Here is a 21,076-nt window from a genome sequence, read left to right on the forward strand (position 1 = left end):
CCGCTCAGCCCGTTCGGACGCTCAGGCCGTTCGGACGCTCAGGCCGTCAGGACGCTCAGGCCGTCAGGACGCTCAGGTCCACCGGCGACCATCGCTGCCCGAGCCCGGTCACCGTCACGTGCCGCACCTCGTCGGTCGTGTCGCCGACGGCTCGGTGGACGAGGATCTGCAGCCGCTCGTCGGTCAGCTCCTCGACCTTGCCCTCGCCCCACTCCACCACGACCACGGAGTCGGGCAGCGAGACGTCGAGGTCGAGGTCCTCCATCTCGTCCAGGCCGCCGGACAGGCGGTAGGCGTCGACGTGGACGAGCGGCGGACCGTCGCCGAGGGAGGGGTGCACACGGGCGATCACGAAGGTCGGGGAGGTGACGGCGCCACGCACGCCGAGGCCCTCGCCGAGCCCGCGGGTCAGCGTCGTCTTGCCCGCGCCGAGCTCCCCGCTGAGCATCACGAGGTCGCCCGCGCGCAGCAGCTTGGCGACGCGGCGGCCCAGTTCCCGCATCTGTTCCGGGGAGGTGACGGTGATCTCGACGGACACGGGGTCAGCCGGGCTGTGCGGTGCTGCTGGTGCTTCCATAGCCACCCACGGTAGCTCCTGCCGGGACGGCTCCCACGCGGGTCAGCAGGTCGGCGAGCCGGTCGGTGACGACCTCCGGGTGCTCCAGCATGACCAGGTGCCCGGCGTCCGGGACCAGCACCAGCTCCGCCTCCGGCAGCATGTCGGCGATGGCCTCGCTGTGCTCGCTCGGCGTGACCAGGTCCTTCACCCCGGCCAGTATGAGCACCGGCATGTTCTGGAAGTGGGTCAGCGCGTCGGTCTTGTCGTGGTCGGTGAAGGCCGGATAGAACTCGGCGACCACGTCGATCGGGGTGCCCTCGATCATCCGCTCGGCGAACCGGGCGATCGCCGGGTCGACGTCGCGTGACCCGAACGAGTAGCGCTTGATGATGCCGGCGAACAGGTCGGCGGTGGCCCGCCGTCCCTTCTCCACGAGATCGGCCTGCTGCCCGAGCGCCTTCAGCACCCCCGGCAGCACCCGGCGCACCGCGTTGACGCCGGCGACCGGCAGCCCGAAGTTGACCTCGCCGAGCCGCCCGGAGGACGTACCGACGAAGGCGGTGGCGACGACGCGGTCGCGGATCAGCTCGGGGCACTCGGAGGCCAGCGCCATCACCGTCATGCCGCCCATGGAATGCCCCACCAGCACGATGGGGCCCTCCGGCGCGGCCGCGTCGATGACGGCCTTGAGGTCCAGGCCGAGCTGGTCGATGCTGACCGGCACGTCGTCGCGCGTCTGGGCCACACCCCGGGTGGACCGGCCGTGGCTGCGCTGGTCCCAGTACACGGTGCGCACCACGCCACGCAGCGCGGCGCGCTGGAAGTGCCAGGAGTCCTGGCTGAGGCAGTAGCCGTGACTGAAGACCACGGTGACGGGGGCGGGGGCCTTGCGGCCGAAGAGCCGGCGGCGGCGCGGGGCCAGGCTCGCCGCGATATCCGGGTCGAGTTCGTCGACCTCGTAGTGGAGTTCGGTGCCGTCGTCGGCGTACGCCTTGCCGGGGGTGCCGCGCAGCGTCCCGTAGGGGCCCGCCGAGTCCAGGGCCAGCCGCGCCTTGCGCCGTATCCCGCGTCCTACGGTCATCCGCTCGATGGCGACACCGGCGGCCGCGCCCGCGGCGACCACGCCTATCGCGGCGCCCGCGACGCCCGTCGCCCTGCGCCAGCCGCCGGAGGCCCCCGCGGCGGAGGCGGCGACCGCCGACGCGGCCTGCGCGACGGACCTCGCGCTGCTCTCGCTCACGTACCGCTCCTCTTCGCCAAACTGATGTTCGCCTGGTGGGGTGTGGCCGGCCGTGCCGGCTCCATTGGTCCTGGTGGTTCTGGTGGTCCTGGTGCTGCCGGTGTCGGTGCCGTGCCTGTGCCCGGCCCGATGGGGCCGGTGGCGGCGCGGGCCGGGGCCCTGTGCGGGTCACCCGTCCTGCTACCCGTCCCGGCCGCCGTCCCGTGCGTGGCCTTCGTCACCGCGTCCTTCGTCTTCCTCGTTCACATAGACGCGCGGAACGCGGGTTCCGATCCGGGTGACGACCTCGTAGGCGATGGTGCCCGCGGCCTGCGCCCAGTCCTCGGCGGTGGGTTCGCCGCGGTCGCCGGGGCCGAAGAGCAGCGCCTCGGCGCCGGCCTCGGGCTCGTCCCCGCCGAGGTCGACGACGAACTGGTCCATGGCGATCCGGCCCGCGACGGTGCGCCACTTGCCGCCGACCAGCACGGGGCCGGCCCCGGAGGCGTGGCGCGGAATGCCGTCCGCGTAGCCGACGGGCACCAGGCCGAGGGTGGTCTCGCCCGGGGTGACGTAGTGGTACCCGTAGCTGACGCCGTGGCCGCCCGGCACGTGCTTCACCAGGGCCAGCGAGGCGGCCAGGGTCATCACCGGGCGCAGCCCGAAGTCGGCCGGGGCGCCCAGCTCGGGGCTGGGCGAGATGCCGTAGAGGGCGATCCCGGTGCGGACGAGGTCGAAGTGGGTCTCGGGGAGGGTGAGCGTGGCGGGCGAGTTGGCGATGTGCCGCACCTCGGGGCGGACGCCCTGCCCCTCGGCGTGGGCCACCATCTCCCGGAAGCGGGTGAGCTGGGCGGCGATGGACGGGTGGCCGGGCTCGTCGGCGCAGGCGAAGTGGGACCACAGCCCGGTGACGCGGACGAGTCCCTCGGCCTCGGCGCGCAGGGCCTCGGCGACGAGTTCGGGCCAGTCGGCGGGCTGGCAGCCGTTGCGGCCGAGGCCGGTGTCGGCCTTGAGCTGCACACGCGCGGGACGGCCCGCGGCGCGGGCGGCCGTACGGACCTCGGCCAGCGCCCACAGCCCGCTCACCGACACGTCCAGATCGGCCTCGACGGCCTCCCGCCAGGGGCCGCCCGGAGTCCACAGCCAGCACATGATCCGCACCGGTGGCACCAGTCCGGCGGCGCGCAGGGCGAGGGCCTCCTCGGGCGTGGCGGTGCCGAGCCAGGTCGCCCCGGCGGCGAGCGCGGCGCGGGCGCACGGGACGGCGCCGTGGCCGTACGCGTCGGACTTGACCACGGCCATCAGTGCCGCGCCGGGCGCCTGGGCGCGCAGGGCCCGCACGTTGGCCCGCAGGGCGGCCAGATCGATCTCGGCGCGGGCGCGCAGCGGTGCCGTCCGCGGGTGTGCTGTCTCAGTCATCGCGCCCCCAGTGTCTCAGAGCACCGGAACGCCCCCTCGGCACCCGGGCCCTGAACACCGCGCGGCACACCCCGGTCCCGCTCCCGTGACACCGACGCGGCCCGGGCGCGCCCCGGCCGCCGACCGCGCACTCCGCGTCCTACGGCCCCGACGCGGCCGCGCGAGCCGGACGCGCCGGACACCCCGGGCGGGGCCGGTCCCGTCGTCGGCCGTCCCGCCGCGCGGGCGGGTGTCAGTCGTGGACGTCCCGCCAGGCCTCCGGGATCGTCTCGGCCACGTCGTGCGCGCCGGCCGGGGCGCCCGCCGCCGCGAAGCGGCCGGCCAGGCCGTGCAGGTAGGCGGCCGCGCTGCCCGCGTCCAGCGGGGACAGGCCCGCCGCCAGCAGGGACCCGGCGAGGCCGGACAGGACGTCGCCGCTGCCGGCCGTGGCCAGCCAGGGCGTGCCCGTCGGGTTGACGCGTGCCGGGCCGCCGTCCGGCGCGGCGACCAGGGTGGTGGAGCCCTTGAGCAGGACGGTGGCGCCGTAGCGGGCGGCGAGTTCGCGAGCGGAGGACAGCCGGGCTCCCTCCACCTCCTCGCGGGGCACACCGAGCAGGGCGGCGGCCTCTCCGGCGTGCGGGGTCATCAGGGTGGGCGCGGTACGGGCGCGTACGGCGTCCCGGTGGGCCAGCCGCAGCCCGTCCGCGTCGATCAGCACCGGTACGTCCGTCTCCAGCACCTCGGCGACGGTGGCCGCGTCGTCCCCGGCGCCGGGACCCACGACCCACGCCTGCACCCGGCCCGCCTTGTGCGGCCCCTGGTCGGAGACGAGCGTCTCCGGGAAGCGGGCGATCACCGCGTGCCCGGCGGGACCGACGTAGCGCACGGCACCGGCTCCGCCCCGCAGCGCCCCCGACACGGCGAGCACGGCCGCGCCGGGATAGCGCGCCGAGCCGGCGGCGATGCCGACCACGCCCCGCCGGTACTTGTCGCTCTCGGCGGCGGGCCGCGGCAGCAGCGCGGCCACGTCGGCGTGCTGGAGTGCCTCGAGTTCGGGCACGGCGGGCAGGTCGAGGCCGATGTCGACGAGGCGTACGGTGCCGGCGTGCTCGCGTGCCGGGTCGACGAGCAGCCCCGGCTTGTGCGTGCCGAAGGTGACGGTGAGGTCCGCGCGGACGGCGGCGCCGCGCACCTCGCCCGTGTCGGCCTCCACCCCGCTCGGCAGGTCGACGGCGACGACGGCCGCGCGGGACCCGGCCGCCCGTTCGGCCAGCGGCGCCGCGTCCGGGCGCAGCCCGCCCTTGCCGCCGATGCCGACGATGCCGTCGACCACCAGGTCGGCCCGGTCGATCAGCTCCTCCGCCGTGCCGGGGCGGGCGACGCTGCCGCCCGCGCGCCCCAGGGCCGCGAGACCGCCGGGGTGCGTGTGGTCGGGGGCGAGCAGCACCGCCGTGACTCCGGCGCCGCGGCGGGCCAGCCGGGCACCGGCGTACAGGGCGTCACCGCCGTTGTCGCCGCTGCCGACGAGGAGCACCACCCGGCGGCCGTAGACCCGCCCCAGCAAGTCCGCGCAGGCGGCGGCGAGTCCGGCGGCGGCGCGCTGCATCAGCGCGCCCTCGGGGAGCCGCGCCATCAGCTCACGTTCGGCTGTCCTGACCGTGTCCACGCTGTAGGCAGTACGCATGCGGTCGAGTCTGCCCCGGATGGGGCGGGTCCTGCACGCGCACGGGTGGGTCCCGCACGCGCATGGGTGGGTCCCGCACGCGCAGGGGTGGGTCCTGCACGCGCAGGGGCGGCGCCCTGGAGCGCCCTCCGTGACGACCGCGGAATCACCGCCCGGTTCCTCGCCCAGCGACTCGCCCGACGGCCCCGTGGCCGCCCGCCGTCCCCGCGACCGCCACCCCCCGACCGCCGTCCGCGCGACCGCCCCCGGCGGTCACCCCTCCGCGATCACCACCGCCGACGCCACCCCCGCGTCGTGGCTCAGCGACACGTGCCAGGAGCGGACCCCGAGTTCGGCCGCCCGCGCCGCCACGGTCCCCTTCACCCGCAGCCGGGGCTGCCCGGAGTCCTCGACGAAGACCTCCGCGTCCGTCCAGTGCAGCCCGGCCGGGGCGCCGAGGGCCTTGGCGAGCGCCTCCTTGGCGGCGAACCGGACGGCGAGCGAGGCCATGCCCCGGCGCTCACCGCTCGGCAGCAGCAACTCGCTGTCCAGGAAGAGCCGTTGCGCCAGCGTGGGCGTCCTCTCCAGGGACGCCGCGAACCGGTCGATCTCGGCCACGTCGATACCGACCCCGATGATGCTCATGCCGAGCACCCTACGCGGCTCCTGCCGCCCCCGGCCGAGGGTGAACCGCCTGGTGGCCGTTGGGACGCCGGGCGCCGGAATGGAGGCGCTGGTTCCCTTGGCGCACCGGCGCCCGACGTGCTACGCGTGCCCCACGACCTGAGAGTTACGCCCGTTTTCACACTTTCTGCGCGCAGTGCGCAGGAGTGCCCCACGAGAGGCGTGGGGCACCACTGCACAGTGGGCACACGAAAAGGGGCCCCGACCGCGGTCGGAGCCCCTCTCGGCGTGAAACGCGTTACCAGCGATACCAGCGGCCGCGTCGGCCACCGCTGCCCGCCGGGCGCACCACGAAGCCCAGCAGCCATACGACGAGCACGATCACGGCGATCCACCACAGTGCCTTCAGTGCGAAGCCCGCACCGAAGAGGATCAGAGCCAGCAGAAGAACGAGAAGCAAGGGAACCATATCTATCAACCTCCGATCGACCGTGTTCCCGCCGACCAGGCGAGCACGCCTCCCGAACTTGCTGTTTTTTCCTGAAGACCGGGGGAATACGGGGAGGTTCGCCTGAGACCGCAGAGTCGTAAGGCCGCGAATTTTTGATGATGTTTATAGGCGACCGCGACGGTTATTCGATCATCACCGAACGCTATGACGATTGGGATGTGGACTCCATGGCTGAGAACCAGAAGGCACAGGCCAAGACCGAGCAGACCAAGGGCAAGGCCAAGGAGACGGTCGGCCGCGCTATCGGCAACGAACGCATGGAGGCCGAGGGCCGGATGGAGCAGTCACGCGGCGACGCCCGCGAGGCCAAGGAGAAGACGAAGGACGTCTTCCGCCACTGAGCGGATCAGAAGCCTGACCCGTTCGGGCGAATGCCAGATGTGGGCACCCCAGGCGAATTGGGGGTGCCCACATTTGTTTTGCCCCGAGGACGCCAGGTCTCGGTCTTGCGCGCCCGCCAAGCGGCCGCGAGTTCGCACCACACGATCTTTCCCCGGTCGTCCTCCCCGGCCAGCGGCTGCCGGCCCCACGCGGTAGACACCGGCTCACGGCCTCGGCGGCGGCTCCGTACGACCGTCGTCGACGGCAGGCCCCTCGTGAGTGCGGCGGCGGGACTCGGCGAGGGCGCGCTCGAACTCCTCGCGGGCGCGCCGCTGGATGCCGTCGCTGTCGTGCAGCAGCGCGTCGATTTCCTCGGGCGTGGCCGGGACGGGCGGCGGCCCCTCGTCGGTCAGGCGGTCGTGGAGCCACCGGCACGCCCGGTCCTCGTCCGGGAACCGCTCCAGGACCTCGCGGCTGCCACGTTCGTGGATCCCCACGACCCACCGGCCGCCGCACTCTTCGAGGAAGTAGCGATCTGCGACCGGGCGCGGGCCGGGTGTGCAGCCGGGGATCTCGTAGTACGCGTCCGGGACCCCGGCCGCCCGGAGGGCCTGGCAGAGCTGGAAGCGGTCCATGAAGCCAGTCTTTCAGCAGAAACGGGGCCGGGCCCGGCACCGGGCCCGGCCCCGCACCGTCACCGGGACGCGGCCTTCACCCCGGCCGGCGACTTCTGCTTCATCACCTTGCTGTCCGGGTACTTGCCGTCCGGGTACGGGACCTGCACCCGCACGAGAGTGCCGTTGCCCACGAGTGTCCCCACGGTGGCGAAGGGGATGCTCGGGCAGACGCTGCTGGAGGTGACGTACTGAATGCCCCCACCCGGCTGCTCGAACGCCGGAGCGGCCGGACCCGCGCACACGGTGACGTCCTTCGCGACCCTGTACAGGTGGTAGTCGTTGGGGTAACGCGGATCGTGGGTGTTGAGGTTGGAGGGCGGGATCGCCCGCGTCCCGTACTTCGCGCCCGCGGGAGAGAGGAACTTGCCGGTCTCCGCGCCGAACCTGTCGATCAGCTGCCCCGCGTGGAGCTCCAGTGGCGCCGCGATCGGCTGCTGCTGGTCGTCGAGCGCGAAGCCGTCGGGTTCCGGGTATTTCCAGTCGCCCTGGCCCGCGTCCCTGTTGGGGTCCCACCAGGTGTTCAGGAACTGCACGGCGGTGAGGCCCCCGAGCCGGTCGTATCCCTCGAGAATCTCTCCCACCAGGCCGCGGGTCGGCAAGTGCCTGGGGCCGAGCCGCCAGTCACCGCAGAAGTAGAACGCGCGGTAGGCCGGAAGAATGGGATAGGGCACCAGGCCCCTGCACACACGCGGATTGTCGGGGTCGCCATGCCCGTCCCCCGGTACTCCGAGCGCTGCTCCCGCCCGCGGCGACGTGCCCGACCGGACCTGGCCGACGGACCCCGTCCGACTGCCGTCCTCGGACGCGGGCGCCGCCGAGGAGACGGAAGCGCCCATGACCAGAGAACCGGCCAGGCCGACCGCGGCCGCGAAGCCGGCGCACCTTGTTGACGATCTCAACGAACCTCCAATAGAACGATCGTTCGGATCTGAATGTCCGACAATTCCGGAAGTGAGGGGGAAGGGGATGGAACGATGAGATCACTAAAGCCACAGGGTTCGACGACTGCGAGCGGACGCGCCGAGCCTGCGGCCGAATGAACTCGTCGGGACCAGGGGCGATACGCCAAGGGCGGCTCCGGCGGCCGTGCGCCGCGTCCCACGCCTTGCCCCGCGACACCTCGACGGCCTGTCAAAAAGGCGGTGGCGCAGTGCGGTCGAGGGCACCCGAGAGGGCCAACCGCCGGGCAGTCGGAGTGATTTCCCGATGATCCACGCGCCTCTCCCGCGGTGGGGTGGAATCACGTTCCTGCCGTTGCGCCGTCGTCGGTCATGGGCGGCGGACGCCCTGGTGCTCCCCACCACCCTGCCCTCGGAGAGGTCATGAGAATTCCCAGGCGTCGGCGTCTGCCCGGCGCAGCGTTCTGCCTCGCGGTACTCGGCCTGCTCGCCGCGGCCGCACCCACACGCGCGACCCCGGCCGCCGTACCCGACCCGCCCCCCGTACCGATGACCGCCGCCGACCCGAACGCCTTCGCTCTCCGGTGGGACCACGACCGGATCACCCAGGCTCTCCAACTGAGGACGGCGGTGAACCCGAACGGCGGCCGGGTCCCGGTGGGGTCGATGCTGAACGCGGCCAACCGCCAGGCACACACGCAGAACAACGCGGACTGCAGGGCTCAGGCCCGTGCGAACAACAGCGCGCTGAACGGAGCGCGCGCGGTCGCCTACTACTGTCTGCGAAGCGACGACGCCAACACCAACGACTGGACCCCTCAGGGCGTCAGCGGCACCGAGGACGCTCAGCCGGGGGCCGGCACGGTGGACGGGCACAGGGCCATCGTCTTCTCCTGGCACGCGGGCGGTGAGAGGCCGGCTCCCACGGATACGGGCACCCGGCTGAGCTTCCTGGACCGCACCAGCAACAGGTACATCCACGTGCTGCTCGTGGTGCCGAACAGTGCGGGGAACGACTACAGCGATGTGACCGTCCACGCGGGCGGCATCGTCTGGTACCAGCACTACACCTTCGTCGCCGCCAACGAGGGCGGGGTGCACGTCTTCGACACCAACAACCTGCTGCAGCTCGCGAACAACCCGAAGGGGAACACCAGCCCCGGCTGCGCGACCGGGCTTCAGAACGGCAGGTACTGCGGGCGCGGATACCACTACCTGCTGCCCGAGATCGGGCGCTGGAGCAACACGGCATCCGGCACCCGCTACGACTCCATGTCGCTGGAGCGTCCCCCCTCCGGGGGCGTGGCCTTCCTGACCAGCGAATTCCGCAGGGACAGCGTCGGCCGGGTGGCGCGCTGGACGGACTCCGCGATGACCCGCTTCCAGGGCACCATCCATCCGTACATCGCGTGGCACCAGCCCGTCCGCTACGTCCAGGGCGCCTTCTCCCGCGGCTGCTACTACTTCGACACGGGCGGCGGGGGCGGCAACCGCGACCTCGTGTGGGCCAACACGACGGGCAACAGGACGCCGAGGTCGCAGCTCGGCGGTCGAGGTCTGCAGGACCTCTACTGGCTGCGCTCGGCCAATCAGCTGTGGACCCTCACCGAGCACCGGGGCACCCACAGCCGGTTCCTCTACGGTGTGAACCGACCGGCCTGTCCCTGACCCCGGCCGCCGCCGGGAGCTTCCTCCCCGGACGTCCCGTCAGCGAGACGTACGGACTCCCGGCGGCGCACCGGACGCACGAGGTGGGAACTACTCCACCGTCACCGACTTCGCCAGGTTGCGCGGCTGGTCCACCTCGTTGCCGCGGGCGGTGGCCAGTTCGCAGGCGAAGACCTGGAGCGGCACCGTGGCGACCAGGGGCTGGAGCAGGGTCGGGGTGACCGGGATGCGGATGAGGTGATCGGCGTACGGGACGACCGCCTCGTCCCCCTCCTCCGCGATCACGATGGTGCGGGCACCCCGCGCCCGGATCTCCTGGATGTTGGAGACGATCTTGTCGTGCAGCAGGGAGCGGCCTCGCGGGGACGGGACGACCACGACGACCGGGAGGTCCTGCTCGATCAGGGCGATCGGCCCGTGCTTCAGCTCGCCCGCGGCGAAGCCCTCGGCGTGCATGTACGCCAACTCCTTGAGCTTCAGGGCGCCTTCGAGGGCGACCGGGTATCCCACGTGCCGGCCGAGGAACAGCACCGTGTTCTTGTCGGCGAGGGAGCGTGCCAGGGCCCGTACCGGCTCCATGGTCTCGAGGACCTGCTCGACCTCGCCGGAGATCTGGGAGAGGTCCCGGACGACGTCCTGGATCTCGTCGCCCCACTTGGTGCCTCGGACCTGGCCGAGGTACAGGGCGACCAGGTAACAGGCCACGAGCTGGGTCAGGAACGCCTTGGTGGAGGCGACCGCGACCTCGGGCCCGGCGTGGGTGTAGAGCACCGCGTCCGACTCGCGCGGGATGGTGGAGCCGTTGGTGTTGCAGATGGCCAGCACCTTGGCGCCCTGCTCGCGGGCGTGCCGCAGCGCCATCAGGGTGTCCATGGTCTCGCCGGACTGGGAGATGGCGATGACCAGGGTCTGCTGGTCGAGGATCGGGTCCCGGTAGCGGAACTCGCTGGCCAGCTCGACCTCGCAGGGGATGCGGGTCCAGTGCTCGATGGCGTACTTGGCGATCATCCCGGCGTGGAAGGCCGTACCGCAGGCGATGATGACGACCTTGTCCATCTCGCGCAGTTCGGAGGCGGAGATGCGGACCTCGTCGAGCGTCAGGCTGCCGGAGGCGTCGATACGGCCCAGCAGGGTGTCGGCGACCGCCTTGGGCTGCTCGGCGATCTCCTTGAGCATGAAGTAGTCGTAGCCGCCCTTCTCGGCGGCGGCCGCGTCCCAGTCGACGTTGTAGGAGCGCACCTCGGCGGGGCTCCCGTCGAAGCCGGTGACCGTCACGCCGTCGCGGCGCAGCTCGACCACCTGGTCCTGGCCCAGCTCGATCGCCGAGCGGGTGTGGGCGATGAACGCGGCGACGTCGGAGGCGAGGAAGGACTCGCCCTCGCCGACACCCACCACCAGCGGCGAGTTGCGGCGGGCGCCGACGACCACGTCCGGCTCGTCCGCGTGCACGGCGACCAGTGTGAAGGCGCCCTCCAGGCGCCGGCACACCAGCCGCATCGACTCCGCGAGGTCCGCGCAGGAGGAGAACTCCTCGGCGAGCAGGTGCGCGACGACCTCCGTGTCCGTCTCGGACGTCAGCTCGTGGCCGCGCTCCGCCAACTCGGCGCGCAGCGCCGCGAAGTTCTCGATGATGCCGTTGTGGACGACGGCGACCCGCCCGGCGTTGTCCAGGTGCGGATGCGCGTTGGCATCCGTGGGGCCGCCGTGCGTGGCCCACCGGGTGTGCCCGATGCCCGTCGTGCCGCTCGGCAGCGGCCGGTCGACGAGTTCCTTCTCCAGGTTGACCAGTTTCCCGGCCTTCTTGGCCGCCGCCAGTCCGCCGTCCGCGAGCACGGCGACACCCGCCGAGTCATAGCCCCGGTACTCCAGTCGCTTCAGCCCGGCCATCACGACCTCGAGCGCCGACTGCGACCCCACGTATCCCACGATTCCGCACATGGGCCGCAGCCTACGGGCCGGCCCGCTTCCGATCACCGCACTCGGTGCCCGAAATCGGAAATTCCCGCCGGGGTACGAACCACCCCGGCGGGCATCCGCGGTCAGCCCAGCTTGGCCAGCTGCGCCTGGACGAGCTCGGCCGGGAAGTCGAAGTCCTTGCCCGTGGCGGCGGAGGCGAGGTTGACGGCCGGGAGGTGGGCGAGGGTGGCGCCCTTGCGGACGACGACGGCCTTGACCGGCGCCTTCACGCCCTCCTCGGCGTCGATGGTCATCGTCACGGCGAACGCCTCGTCCGCGCCGCCGGGCGCCTGGGTCGGGGTGACGTCGACGATCTTGTTCGTCGTGCCGCCGACGGTGTACGAGAAGCCGCCGGCGCACTTGCGGGCGGCCGCCTTCAGGTCCTTCATGGCCTGCTCGGCGCCGCCGTCCGCGTAGGAGGCGAGGGTGTCCACGACCTTGGCGCGGTCGAGCGCGGCCATCATCGTGTCCTCGGCGCTCGCGCCCGCCGCGGGCTTCTTCGCGTCGCCCATCCAGGAGCGCTTCACCGTGGCCGCGGGCGTGCCGACGTAGGAGCCGACCTGGAGGTACGCGAGCGGCGCGCAGTCCGCGTCGTCCGTCTTCACCTTGTCCCGCGCGATGTCGTCCCGCGCCGGCACCTTGGTGGTGACCTTGCCGCTCTTGACGTCGGCCTGGGTGAGGGCGGCCTTCTCCAGTTCGGCGGCGGTCAGCGGCTTCGCCGCGGCGGCGGTCCGCTCGGCCCGCGCCGTCGAGTCGCCGCCCTTCTCCTCCCCGCCGTCGGAGGAGCCGCCGCAGGCGGTGGCGAACAGGGCGAGGGCAGCGGCGGAGGCGGCGAGGGCGGTGCGGCGAACGGCGGTGGATCTCAAGGAGCAGCTCTTTCTCTTCGCGTGGGCGCGGCCCCAAAAGCCACGCTTTCCCATTGCTTTGCCCGCACTTTAAGCACAGCGGCCACGCAGTTGATCATCGAACGATCACCCGGTACCCGACCGTGACATCCGCGTGATCTACGACCGCCGGCGACAATCGGCCATTTTCATACGACACCACCCGCGTTTCCGTGCATGTGAAACACGCAGGAAGCGCAGGACGGCGGTGGGGAGCCGGTGTCGGGCCTCGCCTTCCGGGCACGACCGCGGTCCCGGCGCGGCACGTGACGCACCCCACCCCGCACCCCCGTTCAAACTCCGTTAACAATGGACTGTGATCTCTCCGGTCCCCTCGATGCCCCGGAGCGCCCACCGGCAGCGGCCGGAGGCGACTCCCTACGTCGACCTCACTCGTGCCGAGTGGAGCGCGCTGCGCGACAAGACGCCGTTGCCGCTGTCCGCCGAGGAGGTGGAGCGGCTGCGCGGCCTCGGCGACGTCATCGACCTCGACGAGGTGCGGGACATCTACCTCCCGCTGTCCCGGCTGCTCAATCTGTACGTCGGTGCCACGGACGGCCTGCGCAGCGCGCTGAACACCTTCCTCGGCGAGCAGGGCTCCCAGTCCGGCACCCCCTTCGTCATAGGGGTCGCCGGCTCGGTCGCCGTCGGAAAATCCACCGTCGCCCGCCTGCTCCAGGCCCTGCTGTCCCGCTGGCCCGAGCACCCGCGCGTCGAGCTGGTCACGACCGACGGTTTCCTGCTGCCCACGCAGGACCTGGAGCGCCGGGGCCTGATGTCGCGCAAGGGCTTCCCGGAGTCGTACGACCGCAGGGCGCTGACCCGGTTCGTCGCCGACATCAAGGCGGGGAAGGGGGAGGTCACCGCCCCCGTCTACTCGCACCTGATCTACGACATCGTGCCCGGGGAGCGGCTCGTCGTCCGCCGTCCGGACATCCTCATCGTCGAGGGCCTGAACGTCCTCCAGCCCGCACTGCCCGGCAAGGACGGCCGCACCCGGGTCGGGCTCGCCGACTACTTCGACTTCAGCGTGTACGTCGACGCGCGCACCGAGGACATCGAGCAGTGGTACCTCAACCGGTTCCGCAAGCTGCGCGGGACCGCCTTCCAGGACCCCTCCTCGTACTTCCGCAAGTACACCCAGGTGTCCGAGGAGGACGCCCTCGACTACGCCCGCACCATGTGGCGCACGATCAACAAGCCGAACCTGGTGGAGAACATCGCCCCCACCCGCGGCCGGGCCACGCTCGTGCTGCGCAAGGGGCCGGACCACAAGGTGCAACGGCTCAGCCTGCGCAAGCTGTAGGGAGGGCGGGCCGGGTCTGTTAGACAGGGGGCATGCTGCATCTGCGCCTGATCACCCCGCCCGACCGGACCGACGACGTGCTGCGTCTGATCGAGAAGACGGTCGGCACCGCCCACCTGGTCGTGGTCGCGGGCGCCGCCCGCAACCCGGCAGGGGACGTGGTGATGTGCGACGTCGCCCGCGAGGCGGCGGACGAAATGCTGAGCAGTCTGCAGGAGTTGGGCCTCGGCGAGACCGGTTCCATCGCCGTCGAGAGCATCGACCTGTCGCTGTCCGAGCGGGCCGACCGGGCCGAGAAGGAGGCGCCGGGCGAGGGCGCGGACGCGGTGTTGTGGGAGCACCTGACCGAGGCGACGCACGAGGAGTCGACCCTCTCCGTCACCTACCTCGCCTTCCTCACGCTGGCCACGATGATCGCGGCCTGCGGTGTGCTGCTCGACAACGCGATCCTGATCGTGGGCGCGATGGCGGTCGGCCCGGAGTTCGGTCCCCTGGCCGGTGTCAGCACCGCGCTGGTGCAGCGGGCACCACGGCTGGCGCTGCGGTCGCTGATCGCGCTGCTGGCGGGCTTCGCGCTGGCGATGGCGGTGACGGTGGGCTTCAGCCTCGTCATGGACGCGGTCGGGCTGTTCAGCAAGGCGAAGCTGGAGGGCACGCGGCCCAACACCAACTTCGTGTACGCACCCGACGCGTTCTCCTTCGTGGTGGCGGTCCTCGCCGGAGCCGCCGGCACGCTCTCCCTGACCTCGGCCAAGTCCGGCGCCCTGGTCGGCGTCGCCATCTCCGTGACCACCGTCCCGGCCGCCGCCAACGCGGCCGTCGCGCTGAGCTACGGCGACACGGTGCAGACCTGGGGCTCGACGCAGCAGCTTCTGCTGAACCTGCTCGGCATCGTGGTGGCGGGCACGCTCACGCTGCTCGCCCAGAAGTGGTTCTGGGCCAGGCAGCGCGCCCGCCTCCACGCCGAGTAGAGCAACTCCCCCCCAGGGGCGCGGGGAACTGCGCGGCCGGCCACGGACCGCCCGCAGCCCGCCGTCGGCGAAAACCCCCGCCCCCTACCCGGCCCCGGGCTCCCGGCAACCCGGCACCCCGGCACTCGAAGCGGCAGCGCTACCCCAGCGTGGACTTCACCGCGTCCGCCAGCCGCCCCGCCACCGACCGCGCCTGGTCGATGTCGGCCGCCTCCACCATGACCCGCACCAGCGGCTCGGTGCCGGACGGCCGCAGCAGCACCCGCCCGGTCTCCCCCAGCTCCCGCTCCGCCTCGGTGACCGCGGCGGCGAGGTCCGCGGAGGTCTTCACCCGCGACTTGTCCACGTCCGGCACGTTGATGAGCACCTGCGGCAGCCGCTCCATCACCGACGCCAGCTCCCGCAGCGTACGGCCGCTCTCGGCGACCCGGGCCGCCAGCAGCAGGCCGGTCAGCGTGCCGTCGCCGGTCGTGGCGTGGTCGAGGACGATGACGTGGCCGGACTGCTCGCCGCCGAGGGCGAAGTCCTTCTCCTTCATCTCCTCCAGCACATAGCGGTCGCCGACCGCGGTCTGCACCAGGTGGATGCCCTCGCGCTCCATGGCCAGCTTGAAGCCCAGGTTCGACATCACGGTCGCGACGACGGTGTCGGAGCGCAGCGCGGAACGCTCCCGCATCGCCAGCGCGAGCACCGCCAGGATCTGGTCGCCGTCGACCTCCTCGCCGGTGTGGTCCACGGCCAGGCAGCGGTCCGCGTCGCCGTCGTGCGCGATGCCGAGGTCGGCGCCGTGCTCGACGACGACGGCCTTGATCCTGTCGAGGTGGGTCGAGCCGCAGCCGTCGTTGATGTTGAGCCCGTCCGGCTCGGCGCCGATGGTGACGACCTCGGCCCCGGCGCGCGCGAACGCCTCCGGCGAGACCCGGGAGGCCGCCCCGTGCGCCTCGTCGAGAACGATCTTCAGGCCGTCCAGGCGGTTCGGCAGCACGCCGAGGAGGTGGGCGACGTACTGGTCGAAGCCCTCGTCGTAGTCACGCACCCGGCCGACGCCCGCACCGGTCGGGCGGTCCCAGGGAGCGCCGGTGCGGTGCTCCTCGTAGACGCCCTCGATGCGGTTCTCCAGCTCGTCGGCGAGTTTGTGGCCGCCGCGGGCGAAGAACTTGATGCCGTTGTCGGGCATGGCGTTGTGGCTGGCCGACAGCATCACGCCGAGGTCGGCGCCGAGCGCGCCGGTGAGGTACGCCACCGCGGGCGTGGGCAGCACACCGACGCGCAGCACGTCCACACCCGCGCTCGCCAGGCCCGCGACCATGGCGGCCTCCAGGAACTCCCCGGACGCGCGCGGGTCCCGACCGACCACCGCCTTCGGCTTGTGGCCCTCGAAGGTGCCCGCCTCGGCCAGCACGTGCGCCGCCGCGACGGACAGGCCGAGCGCCATCTCGGCGGTCAGGTCCGCATTGGCGACGCCGCGCACGCCGTCCGTGCCGAAGAGTCGTCCCACTTGTCCTCCTGAGGAAGCGTCCGTTCGAAATGCCGTGCCGATGGGTTCAGCGCGTGTTCACCGGGTTCGATGTTCTCGACGCGTCTGCGGCTCCCGCATCGCGGGCATTCCGATGCCTGAACATCCGATCACACTAGCCTTCGAGCGCCCTGTGCCGTTATACGCCCAAGGGCTGTGATAAACGAACGCCCCGGCGGCACAGTGGCGTGCCGCCGGGGCGTTCGAGGTACGAGCAGGCAGCTGTGATTAGCGCTTGCTGTACTGCGGGGCCTTGCGGGCCTTCTTGAGACCGGCCTTCTTGCGCTCGACCGCACGGTCGTCGCGCTTGAGGAAGCCGGCCTTCTTCAGCGGGCCGCGGTTGTTGTCCACGTCGGCCTCGTTCAGCGCGCGGGCGACACCGAGACGGAGCGCACCGGCCTGACCGGAGACACCGCCACCGGCGATTCGGGCGACGACGTCGTAACGGCCCTCGAGCTCGAGCACCTTGAAGGGCTCGTTGACTTCCTGCTGGTGCACCTTGTTCGGGAAGTAGTCCTCGAGGGTGCGACCGTTGATCTTCCACTTGCCGGTGCCCGGGACGATCCGGACGCGGGCGATGGCGTTCTTGCGACGGCCCAGGCCGGCGGCCGGCTGCGGCTCGCCGAAGCGGGAGGCCATGGACTCCGAGGTGTACTCGCCCTCGACGGGAACCTCGGACTCGGTGGTGTAGCTGTCGATGTCAAGCTCTTCGAGCGGCTGCTCGGCAGTGGTCTCGGCCACGATGCTCCTCAGATTCTCTTCAGTCTTAGGGGGTGGCCGGACTTACTGCGCGACCTGGGTGATCTCGAACGGCACCGGCTGCTGGGCAGCGTGCGGGTGCTGGTCGCCCGAGTAGACCTTCAGCTTCGAAAGCATCTGACGGCCCAGGGTGTTCTTGGGGAGCATGCCCTTGACGGCCTTCTCGACGGCCTTCTCGGGGTTCTTGGCGAGCAGCTCGTCGTAACGGACGGAGCGCAGACCACCCGGGTAGCCGGAGTGGCGGTACGCCATCTTCTGGGTCCGCTTGTTGCCGGAGAGGTGCACCTTGTCGGCGTTGATGATGATGACGAAGTCACCAGCGTCGACGTGCGGCGCGTAGATCGGCTTGTGCTTGCCCCGCAGAAGGGTGGCGGCAGTGGTGGCGAGACGGCCCAGGACAACGTCCTGGGCGTCGATGACGTGCCACTGGCGCGTCACATCGCCGGGCTTGGGGCTGTACGTACGCACGGTTCGTAGCCTTCGCTTCTTCAGTGAATGGTCCTGACAAGGTCACCGAAGACGATCACGACAGCCCTGACCGCACTGCGGTGACGCAAACCGCGTGCAGGTCGCTGGTCATCGGCCCGGTGGACCGGTGTAAGGGCCGGGTCCGTGAGAAGAGCCAAGCCAATACACAACGAAGATGCAGGATACCCGCGGCGCCACAGCGCGGTCAAAACGGGGGCGTCGCAGCGGGTCCCGCCTGTTCCCCACCAGTGTAGGACGAAGACGCGGGGCGCTTTGTACCGGCCTGCACCGAAGCGCCTTCACGGGCGGACCGGCACCCCCCAACGCCCGTCTAAGATGCGCCCCATGAGCTATGGGCAGGGGGGCTCGCAGTCCCAGTGGGATCCCTGGAAACCGAATTCTCAGCAGCCGTGGAGCAGCGGCGGGAGCGACCAGACGCCTGACTGGGCCGCGCTCGCCGAGGCGTCCGAGACCCGGAACAAGCGGCGCCGCCTGCTGTTCATCGGCGGCGGCGTGCTGGCGACCGTCGCGATCGGCGCGGCCGTCGCCATGGCCGTGGTGTCGGCGAACGGCAAGGACGAGGCGTCGGGCCCCGGCTCCCTGCCCTCCACCGCGTCCCTGCCGAGCGACTCGGCCACGGCACCGTCCTTCGCGCCCACCAGCGCCCCGCCGCCGCTGGACCCCAAGGACTTCATATCGAGCGCCCGGAAGGACACGGCGCCGCTCAGCCCCGCCGGCCTCTTCCCGGGCACGCAGCTCACCATGGGCGAGACCGTGTACAAGAAGGGCCCCACGGCGGACACGAAGAGTTGCGGCACGGCCGCGCAGGGCACGCTGCCGCAGATCCTGACGGCCAACGGCTGCACCCGGCTGATGCGCGTGAGCTACGTCAAGGACGGCATCGCGGTCACCGTCGGCGTCGCCGTCTTCGACACCGAGGCGCAGGCCACCAAGGCCAAGGGCCAGGCCGACAAGAAGAGCATCGTGAAGCCGCTGTCCGGCGGCGGGATCAAGGCCTTCTGCACCGGCGCCGTCTGCCGCTCCACGACCAACTCCTACGGCCGCTACGCCTACTTCACCCTCACCGGCTTCACCAGTGGCAAGGACGTCACGGCCAAGGACACCCAGGTGTTCCGCACCGGCGACGACCTCGCCGAGTTCGCCTTCCGGCAGATCCGCCGGCGCGGTGAGGCGCAGGCGTCGGCGGCGGCCGCCCGGTAGGCGACACGGGGCCCGGCGCCGGCACCGCCCGTCCGCGGCCGCCGGGCCCGCTCCCCCGCGCAGCCGCCGCGCCCGGTGGTCGGTACCCGGCGCCCGGTGGTCGGCACCCGGCGCCCTACCAGTGCTTCAGACGCAGCCGGATCGGCAGCACCGCCGACTCCAGCTGGGTGCGCAGCGACATCTTCGAGACCCCCTCGGTCCGCTCCTCGAAGCGGATCGGGATCTCGACGGCCCGGTGCCCCGCCCGGACGGCCTCGTACTTGAGCTCGACCTGGAAGCCGTACCCGGCGCTGGCCGGCGTGGCGAGGTCCACATCGCGCAGGGTCCGCGCCGACCACAGGTTGAAGCCCGCCGTGATGTCCCTGATCTCGGTGCCGAGCACGGCCCGTACGTAGTGGTTCGCGAAGCGTGACAGCAGCACCCGGTGCACGCCCCACTCCTCGTCCAGGGAGCCGCCCTCGACGTACCGGCTGCCCACGACCAGGCCCGCGCCGGAGTCGACCGCGGTCCGCAGCATCCGCGGCACCGCCTCCACCGGGTGGCTGCCGTCGGCGTCCATCTGCACCACGTACGCGGCGCCCTCCGCCAGGGCGGCGCCCATGCCCGCGACGTAGGCCCGCCCGAGCCCGTCCTTGGCGGTGCGGTGCAGCACGCTCATCCGGGGCCGCCCGGCGGGCCGGTCGGCGTTGTACTTCTCGGCGAGCTCCTCGGCGATCCGCCCGGTGCCGTCCGGGCTGGAGTCGTCGACGATTTTCAGATGCAGCCCGTCCAGCGGCAGCCCCAGCACCGCCTCGGCCATCCGCGGCAGGTTCCCCGCCTCGTTGTACGTCGGCATCACCACTGTGACGGGTATGCCGTCGTACGCCTCGTGGTCCGTCATGCCGCTGTTCTACCCCGCCCGCCGCGGCCGGACCGCCCGGCGGGCGCCGCACTTCTCAGCAGCAGCCCGCCGTGGGCAGGGAGCGCCGGTTGCGCGCCTCCCTGTTCCGCGCGGCCAGCAGCTCGTCCGCCGGGTAGCCGACCTCCTCCAGCGTCAGCCCGTGCGGCCGTACGACGTGCACGGCGGAGTCCCGCACACCCGCGGCCAGCACCTTGCCCGGCCAGTCCGGCGGGCGGTGCCCGTCCCCGACGAACAGCAGGGCCCCGATCAGCGACCGCACCATGTTGTGGCAGAAGGCGTCGGCGCGGACGGTGGCGGTGACGACCCCGTCCGCCCCGCGCACCAGGCTCAGCTCCCGCAGGGTCCGGATGGTGGTCGCGCCCTCGCGGCGCTTGCAGTAGGCGGCGAAGTCGTGCTCGCCCAGCAGCCGCCGGGCGGCCTCGTTCATGGCGTCCACGTCGAGCGGCCAGTCGTGCCACAGCACGTGGCCCCGCAGCAGCGGGTCGACACCGCCCGGGTTGTCGGTGACGCGGTAGGCGTACCGGCGCCAGACGGCGGAGAAACGGGCGTTGAAGCCCGCCGGGGCCTCGGTGAGGGACCAGACGCGCACGTCCTTGGGCAGCCGCCCGGCGAGCCGCTTGAGCAGCTTCTCCCGGTGCTCGGCCCACAGCTCCACCGGCAGGTCGACGTGGGCCACCTGCCCGCGCGCGTGCACCCCGGCGTCGGTCCGTCCGGCCACGGTCAGCTCGTAGGTCGTCTCCTTCGACCGCGTCACCGTACGGAGGGCGTCCTCGATCTCGCCCTGCACGGTCCGCTTCCCGCCGGCCTGCTTGGCCCAGCCGTGGAAGTCGGTGCCGTCGTAGGAGAGGTCGAGACGGATCCGGATGTGACCGGGCTGTACTTCGTCACTCACACGGGAATCCTCTCAGGTACTCGGATACGCGAAAGCGGGCCCGCCCCGAGGGACGGACCCGCTCTCGACGTCAGGCAGAGCCTCAGGCGTCCTTGGACTCCTCGGCCGGAGCCTCGGTGGCCTCGGCCTTGGTCTCCTCGGCCTTGGTCTCCTCGGACTCCTTGACCGCACGCTTGGTGGCGGCCTCGGCCTCGCCCACGGCCTTCTGCTGCACCGTCAGCGCCTCGACCAGCTCGATGACGGCCATGGGCGCGTTGTCGCCACGGCGGTTACCGATCTTGGTGATGCGGGTGTAGCCACCCGGACGGTTCTCGTAGCGCGGGCCGATCTCGGTGAAGAGCGTGTGGACGATGCTCTTGTCCGTGATCACCTGGAGCACCTGACGGCGGTTGTGAAGGTCGCCCTTCTTCGCCTTGGTGACCAGACGCTCGGCGTACGGGCGCAGGCGGCGGGCCTTCGCCTCGGTGGTGGTGATACGGCCGTGCTCGAACAGCGCCTTCGCGAGGTTCGCGAGGAGCAGCTTCTCGTGCGCGGCGCTGCCGCCCAGACGGGCACCCTTGGTGGGCTTCGGCATGGTTCTTCTCCTGTGTGTCTGCCCCGGCCGTATCAGGTACCGGGGTCAGTATCCGAGCAGGCGGTCGCCTGTCGGAGACCCCGCGCCCGAAG

Annotated in this window: 21 protein-coding genes; 5 read left to right on the forward strand and 16 right to left on the reverse strand. The window is 71.9% G+C overall.

What is annotated here, in order from left to right; translation table 11 throughout:
- Positions 1-55 precede the first annotated feature (55 nt).
- The 6 genes from tsaE to ACIQ9G_RS13365 form a co-directional block, all read right to left on the reverse strand.
- Complete coding sequence (gene tsaE, locus ACIQ9G_RS13340) at positions 56-577, reverse strand: tRNA (adenosine(37)-N6)-threonylcarbamoyltransferase complex ATPase subunit type 1 TsaE (RefSeq protein WP_403608590.1); 522 nt, start codon at positions 575-577, stop codon at positions 56-58.
- Positions 543-1,799, reverse strand: coding sequence for an alpha/beta fold hydrolase (locus ACIQ9G_RS13345; protein WP_403608591.1), 1,257 nt, complete (start codon positions 1,797-1,799; stop codon positions 543-545). Before ACIQ9G_RS13345 ends, tsaE begins: the two co-directional genes overlap by 35 nt.
- Positions 1,800-1,979: 180 nt before the next feature.
- Entirely contained in the window at positions 1,980-3,194 is a 1,215-nt protein-coding gene (alr, locus tag ACIQ9G_RS13350; RefSeq protein WP_403608592.1) for an alanine racemase, read from the reverse strand.
- 232 nt (positions 3,195-3,426) lie between these two features.
- Entirely contained in the window at positions 3,427-4,857 is a 1,431-nt protein-coding gene (locus ACIQ9G_RS13355; RefSeq protein WP_403608593.1) for an NAD(P)H-hydrate dehydratase, read from the reverse strand.
- 252 nt (positions 4,858-5,109) lie between these two features.
- On the reverse strand, positions 5,110-5,481 hold the full coding sequence (locus ACIQ9G_RS13360) for a holo-ACP synthase (protein WP_356193736.1): 372 nt from the start codon (positions 5,479-5,481) through the stop codon (positions 5,110-5,112).
- Positions 5,482-5,758: 277 nt separating this feature from the next.
- Positions 5,759-5,929 carry a hydrophobic protein gene (locus tag ACIQ9G_RS13365; protein WP_356193734.1) on the reverse strand — a complete coding sequence of 57 codons (171 nt, stop codon included), beginning with the start codon at positions 5,927-5,929 and terminating at the stop codon, positions 5,759-5,761.
- A gap of 209 nt (positions 5,930-6,138) precedes the next feature.
- Here ACIQ9G_RS13365 and ACIQ9G_RS13370 point away from each other — a divergent pair, with 209 nt between their 5' ends.
- Complete coding sequence (locus tag ACIQ9G_RS13370; RefSeq protein ID WP_403608594.1) at positions 6,139-6,312, forward strand: CsbD family protein; 174 nt, start codon at positions 6,139-6,141, stop codon at positions 6,310-6,312.
- A gap of 204 nt (positions 6,313-6,516) precedes the next feature.
- Here the strand turns inward: ACIQ9G_RS13370 and ACIQ9G_RS13375 are convergent, their stop codons facing one another.
- Positions 6,517-6,927, reverse strand: coding sequence for a hypothetical protein (locus ACIQ9G_RS13375; protein ID WP_403608595.1), 411 nt, complete (start codon positions 6,925-6,927; stop codon positions 6,517-6,519).
- Between the two features lie 59 nt (positions 6,928-6,986).
- Positions 6,987-7,655 (reverse strand): TNT domain-containing protein, encoded by a 669-nt coding sequence (locus ACIQ9G_RS13380; RefSeq protein ID WP_403608596.1) that lies wholly within the window; start codon positions 7,653-7,655, stop codon positions 6,987-6,989.
- Positions 7,656-8,291: 636 nt separating this feature from the next.
- Between ACIQ9G_RS13380 and ACIQ9G_RS13385 the strand changes: the two genes are divergently transcribed.
- Positions 8,292-9,536 carry a hypothetical protein gene (locus ACIQ9G_RS13385; RefSeq protein WP_403608597.1) on the forward strand — a complete coding sequence of 415 codons (1,245 nt, stop codon included), beginning with the start codon at positions 8,292-8,294 and terminating at the stop codon, positions 9,534-9,536.
- Positions 9,537-9,626: 90 nt separating this feature from the next.
- Here ACIQ9G_RS13385 and glmS read toward each other — a convergent pair whose 3' ends face one another.
- Positions 9,627-11,474: a glutamine--fructose-6-phosphate transaminase (isomerizing) gene (glmS, locus tag ACIQ9G_RS13390; RefSeq protein ID WP_392190738.1), complete on the reverse strand. Its 1,848-nt coding sequence runs from the start codon at positions 11,472-11,474 to the stop codon at positions 9,627-9,629.
- Between the two features lie 101 nt (positions 11,475-11,575).
- Positions 11,576-12,358 carry a hypothetical protein gene (locus ACIQ9G_RS13395; protein ID WP_403608598.1) on the reverse strand — a complete coding sequence of 261 codons (783 nt, stop codon included), beginning with the start codon at positions 12,356-12,358 and terminating at the stop codon, positions 11,576-11,578.
- A gap of 355 nt (positions 12,359-12,713) precedes the next feature.
- On the opposite strand from ACIQ9G_RS13395, the gene coaA reads away from it, so the two are divergent.
- Both coaA and ACIQ9G_RS13405 read left to right on the forward strand, forming a co-directional pair.
- Positions 12,714-13,682, forward strand: coding sequence for a type I pantothenate kinase (gene coaA, locus ACIQ9G_RS13400; protein ID WP_403608830.1), 969 nt, complete (start codon positions 12,714-12,716; stop codon positions 13,680-13,682).
- 32 nt (positions 13,683-13,714) lie between these two features.
- Positions 13,715-14,653 carry a DUF389 domain-containing protein gene (locus ACIQ9G_RS13405; protein WP_403608599.1) on the forward strand — a complete coding sequence of 313 codons (939 nt, stop codon included), beginning with the start codon at positions 13,715-13,717 and terminating at the stop codon, positions 14,651-14,653.
- A 139-nt stretch (positions 14,654-14,792) separates the two neighbouring features.
- Here the strand turns inward: ACIQ9G_RS13405 and glmM are convergent, their stop codons facing one another.
- The 3 genes from glmM to rplM all read right to left on the reverse strand — a co-directional run bounded on the left by glmM (position 14,793) and on the right by rplM (position 17,396).
- Entirely contained in the window at positions 14,793-16,151 is a 1,359-nt protein-coding gene (glmM, locus tag ACIQ9G_RS13410; protein WP_403608600.1) for a phosphoglucosamine mutase, read from the reverse strand.
- 246 nt (positions 16,152-16,397) lie between these two features.
- Positions 16,398-16,910, reverse strand: a complete 513-nt coding sequence (rpsI, locus tag ACIQ9G_RS13415; RefSeq protein ID WP_020276276.1) for a 30S ribosomal protein S9 — start codon at positions 16,908-16,910, stop codon at positions 16,398-16,400.
- A 42-nt stretch (positions 16,911-16,952) separates the two neighbouring features.
- Entirely contained in the window at positions 16,953-17,396 is a 444-nt protein-coding gene (gene rplM, locus ACIQ9G_RS13420) for a 50S ribosomal protein L13 (protein ID WP_276110719.1), read from the reverse strand.
- A gap of 345 nt (positions 17,397-17,741) precedes the next feature.
- Between rplM and ACIQ9G_RS13425 the strand changes: the two genes are divergently transcribed.
- Positions 17,742-18,617 carry a hypothetical protein gene (locus tag ACIQ9G_RS13425; protein ID WP_403608601.1) on the forward strand — a complete coding sequence of 292 codons (876 nt, stop codon included), beginning with the start codon at positions 17,742-17,744 and terminating at the stop codon, positions 18,615-18,617.
- A 115-nt stretch (positions 18,618-18,732) separates the two neighbouring features.
- Here ACIQ9G_RS13425 and ACIQ9G_RS13430 read toward each other — a convergent pair whose 3' ends face one another.
- The 3 genes from ACIQ9G_RS13430 to rplQ all read right to left on the reverse strand — a co-directional run bounded on the left by ACIQ9G_RS13430 (position 18,733) and on the right by rplQ (position 20,984).
- The gene (locus ACIQ9G_RS13430; protein ID WP_403608602.1) at positions 18,733-19,497 is read right to left on the reverse strand and encodes a polyprenol monophosphomannose synthase; all 765 of its coding nucleotides are present in this window, start codon (positions 19,495-19,497) and stop codon (positions 18,733-18,735) included.
- 55 nt (positions 19,498-19,552) lie between these two features.
- Positions 19,553-20,410 (reverse strand): tRNA pseudouridine(38-40) synthase TruA, encoded by an 858-nt coding sequence (truA, locus tag ACIQ9G_RS13435; protein WP_403608603.1) that lies wholly within the window; start codon positions 20,408-20,410, stop codon positions 19,553-19,555.
- A gap of 82 nt (positions 20,411-20,492) precedes the next feature.
- Positions 20,493-20,984: a 50S ribosomal protein L17 gene (gene rplQ / locus ACIQ9G_RS13440; RefSeq protein WP_403608604.1), complete on the reverse strand. Its 492-nt coding sequence runs from the start codon at positions 20,982-20,984 to the stop codon at positions 20,493-20,495.
- Positions 20,985-21,076: the final 92 nt, after the last annotated feature.

Source organism: Streptomyces sp. NPDC096152, assembly GCF_044763235.1.
In the GTDB taxonomy this organism is placed as follows: domain Bacteria; phylum Actinomycetota; class Actinomycetes; order Streptomycetales; family Streptomycetaceae; genus Streptomyces.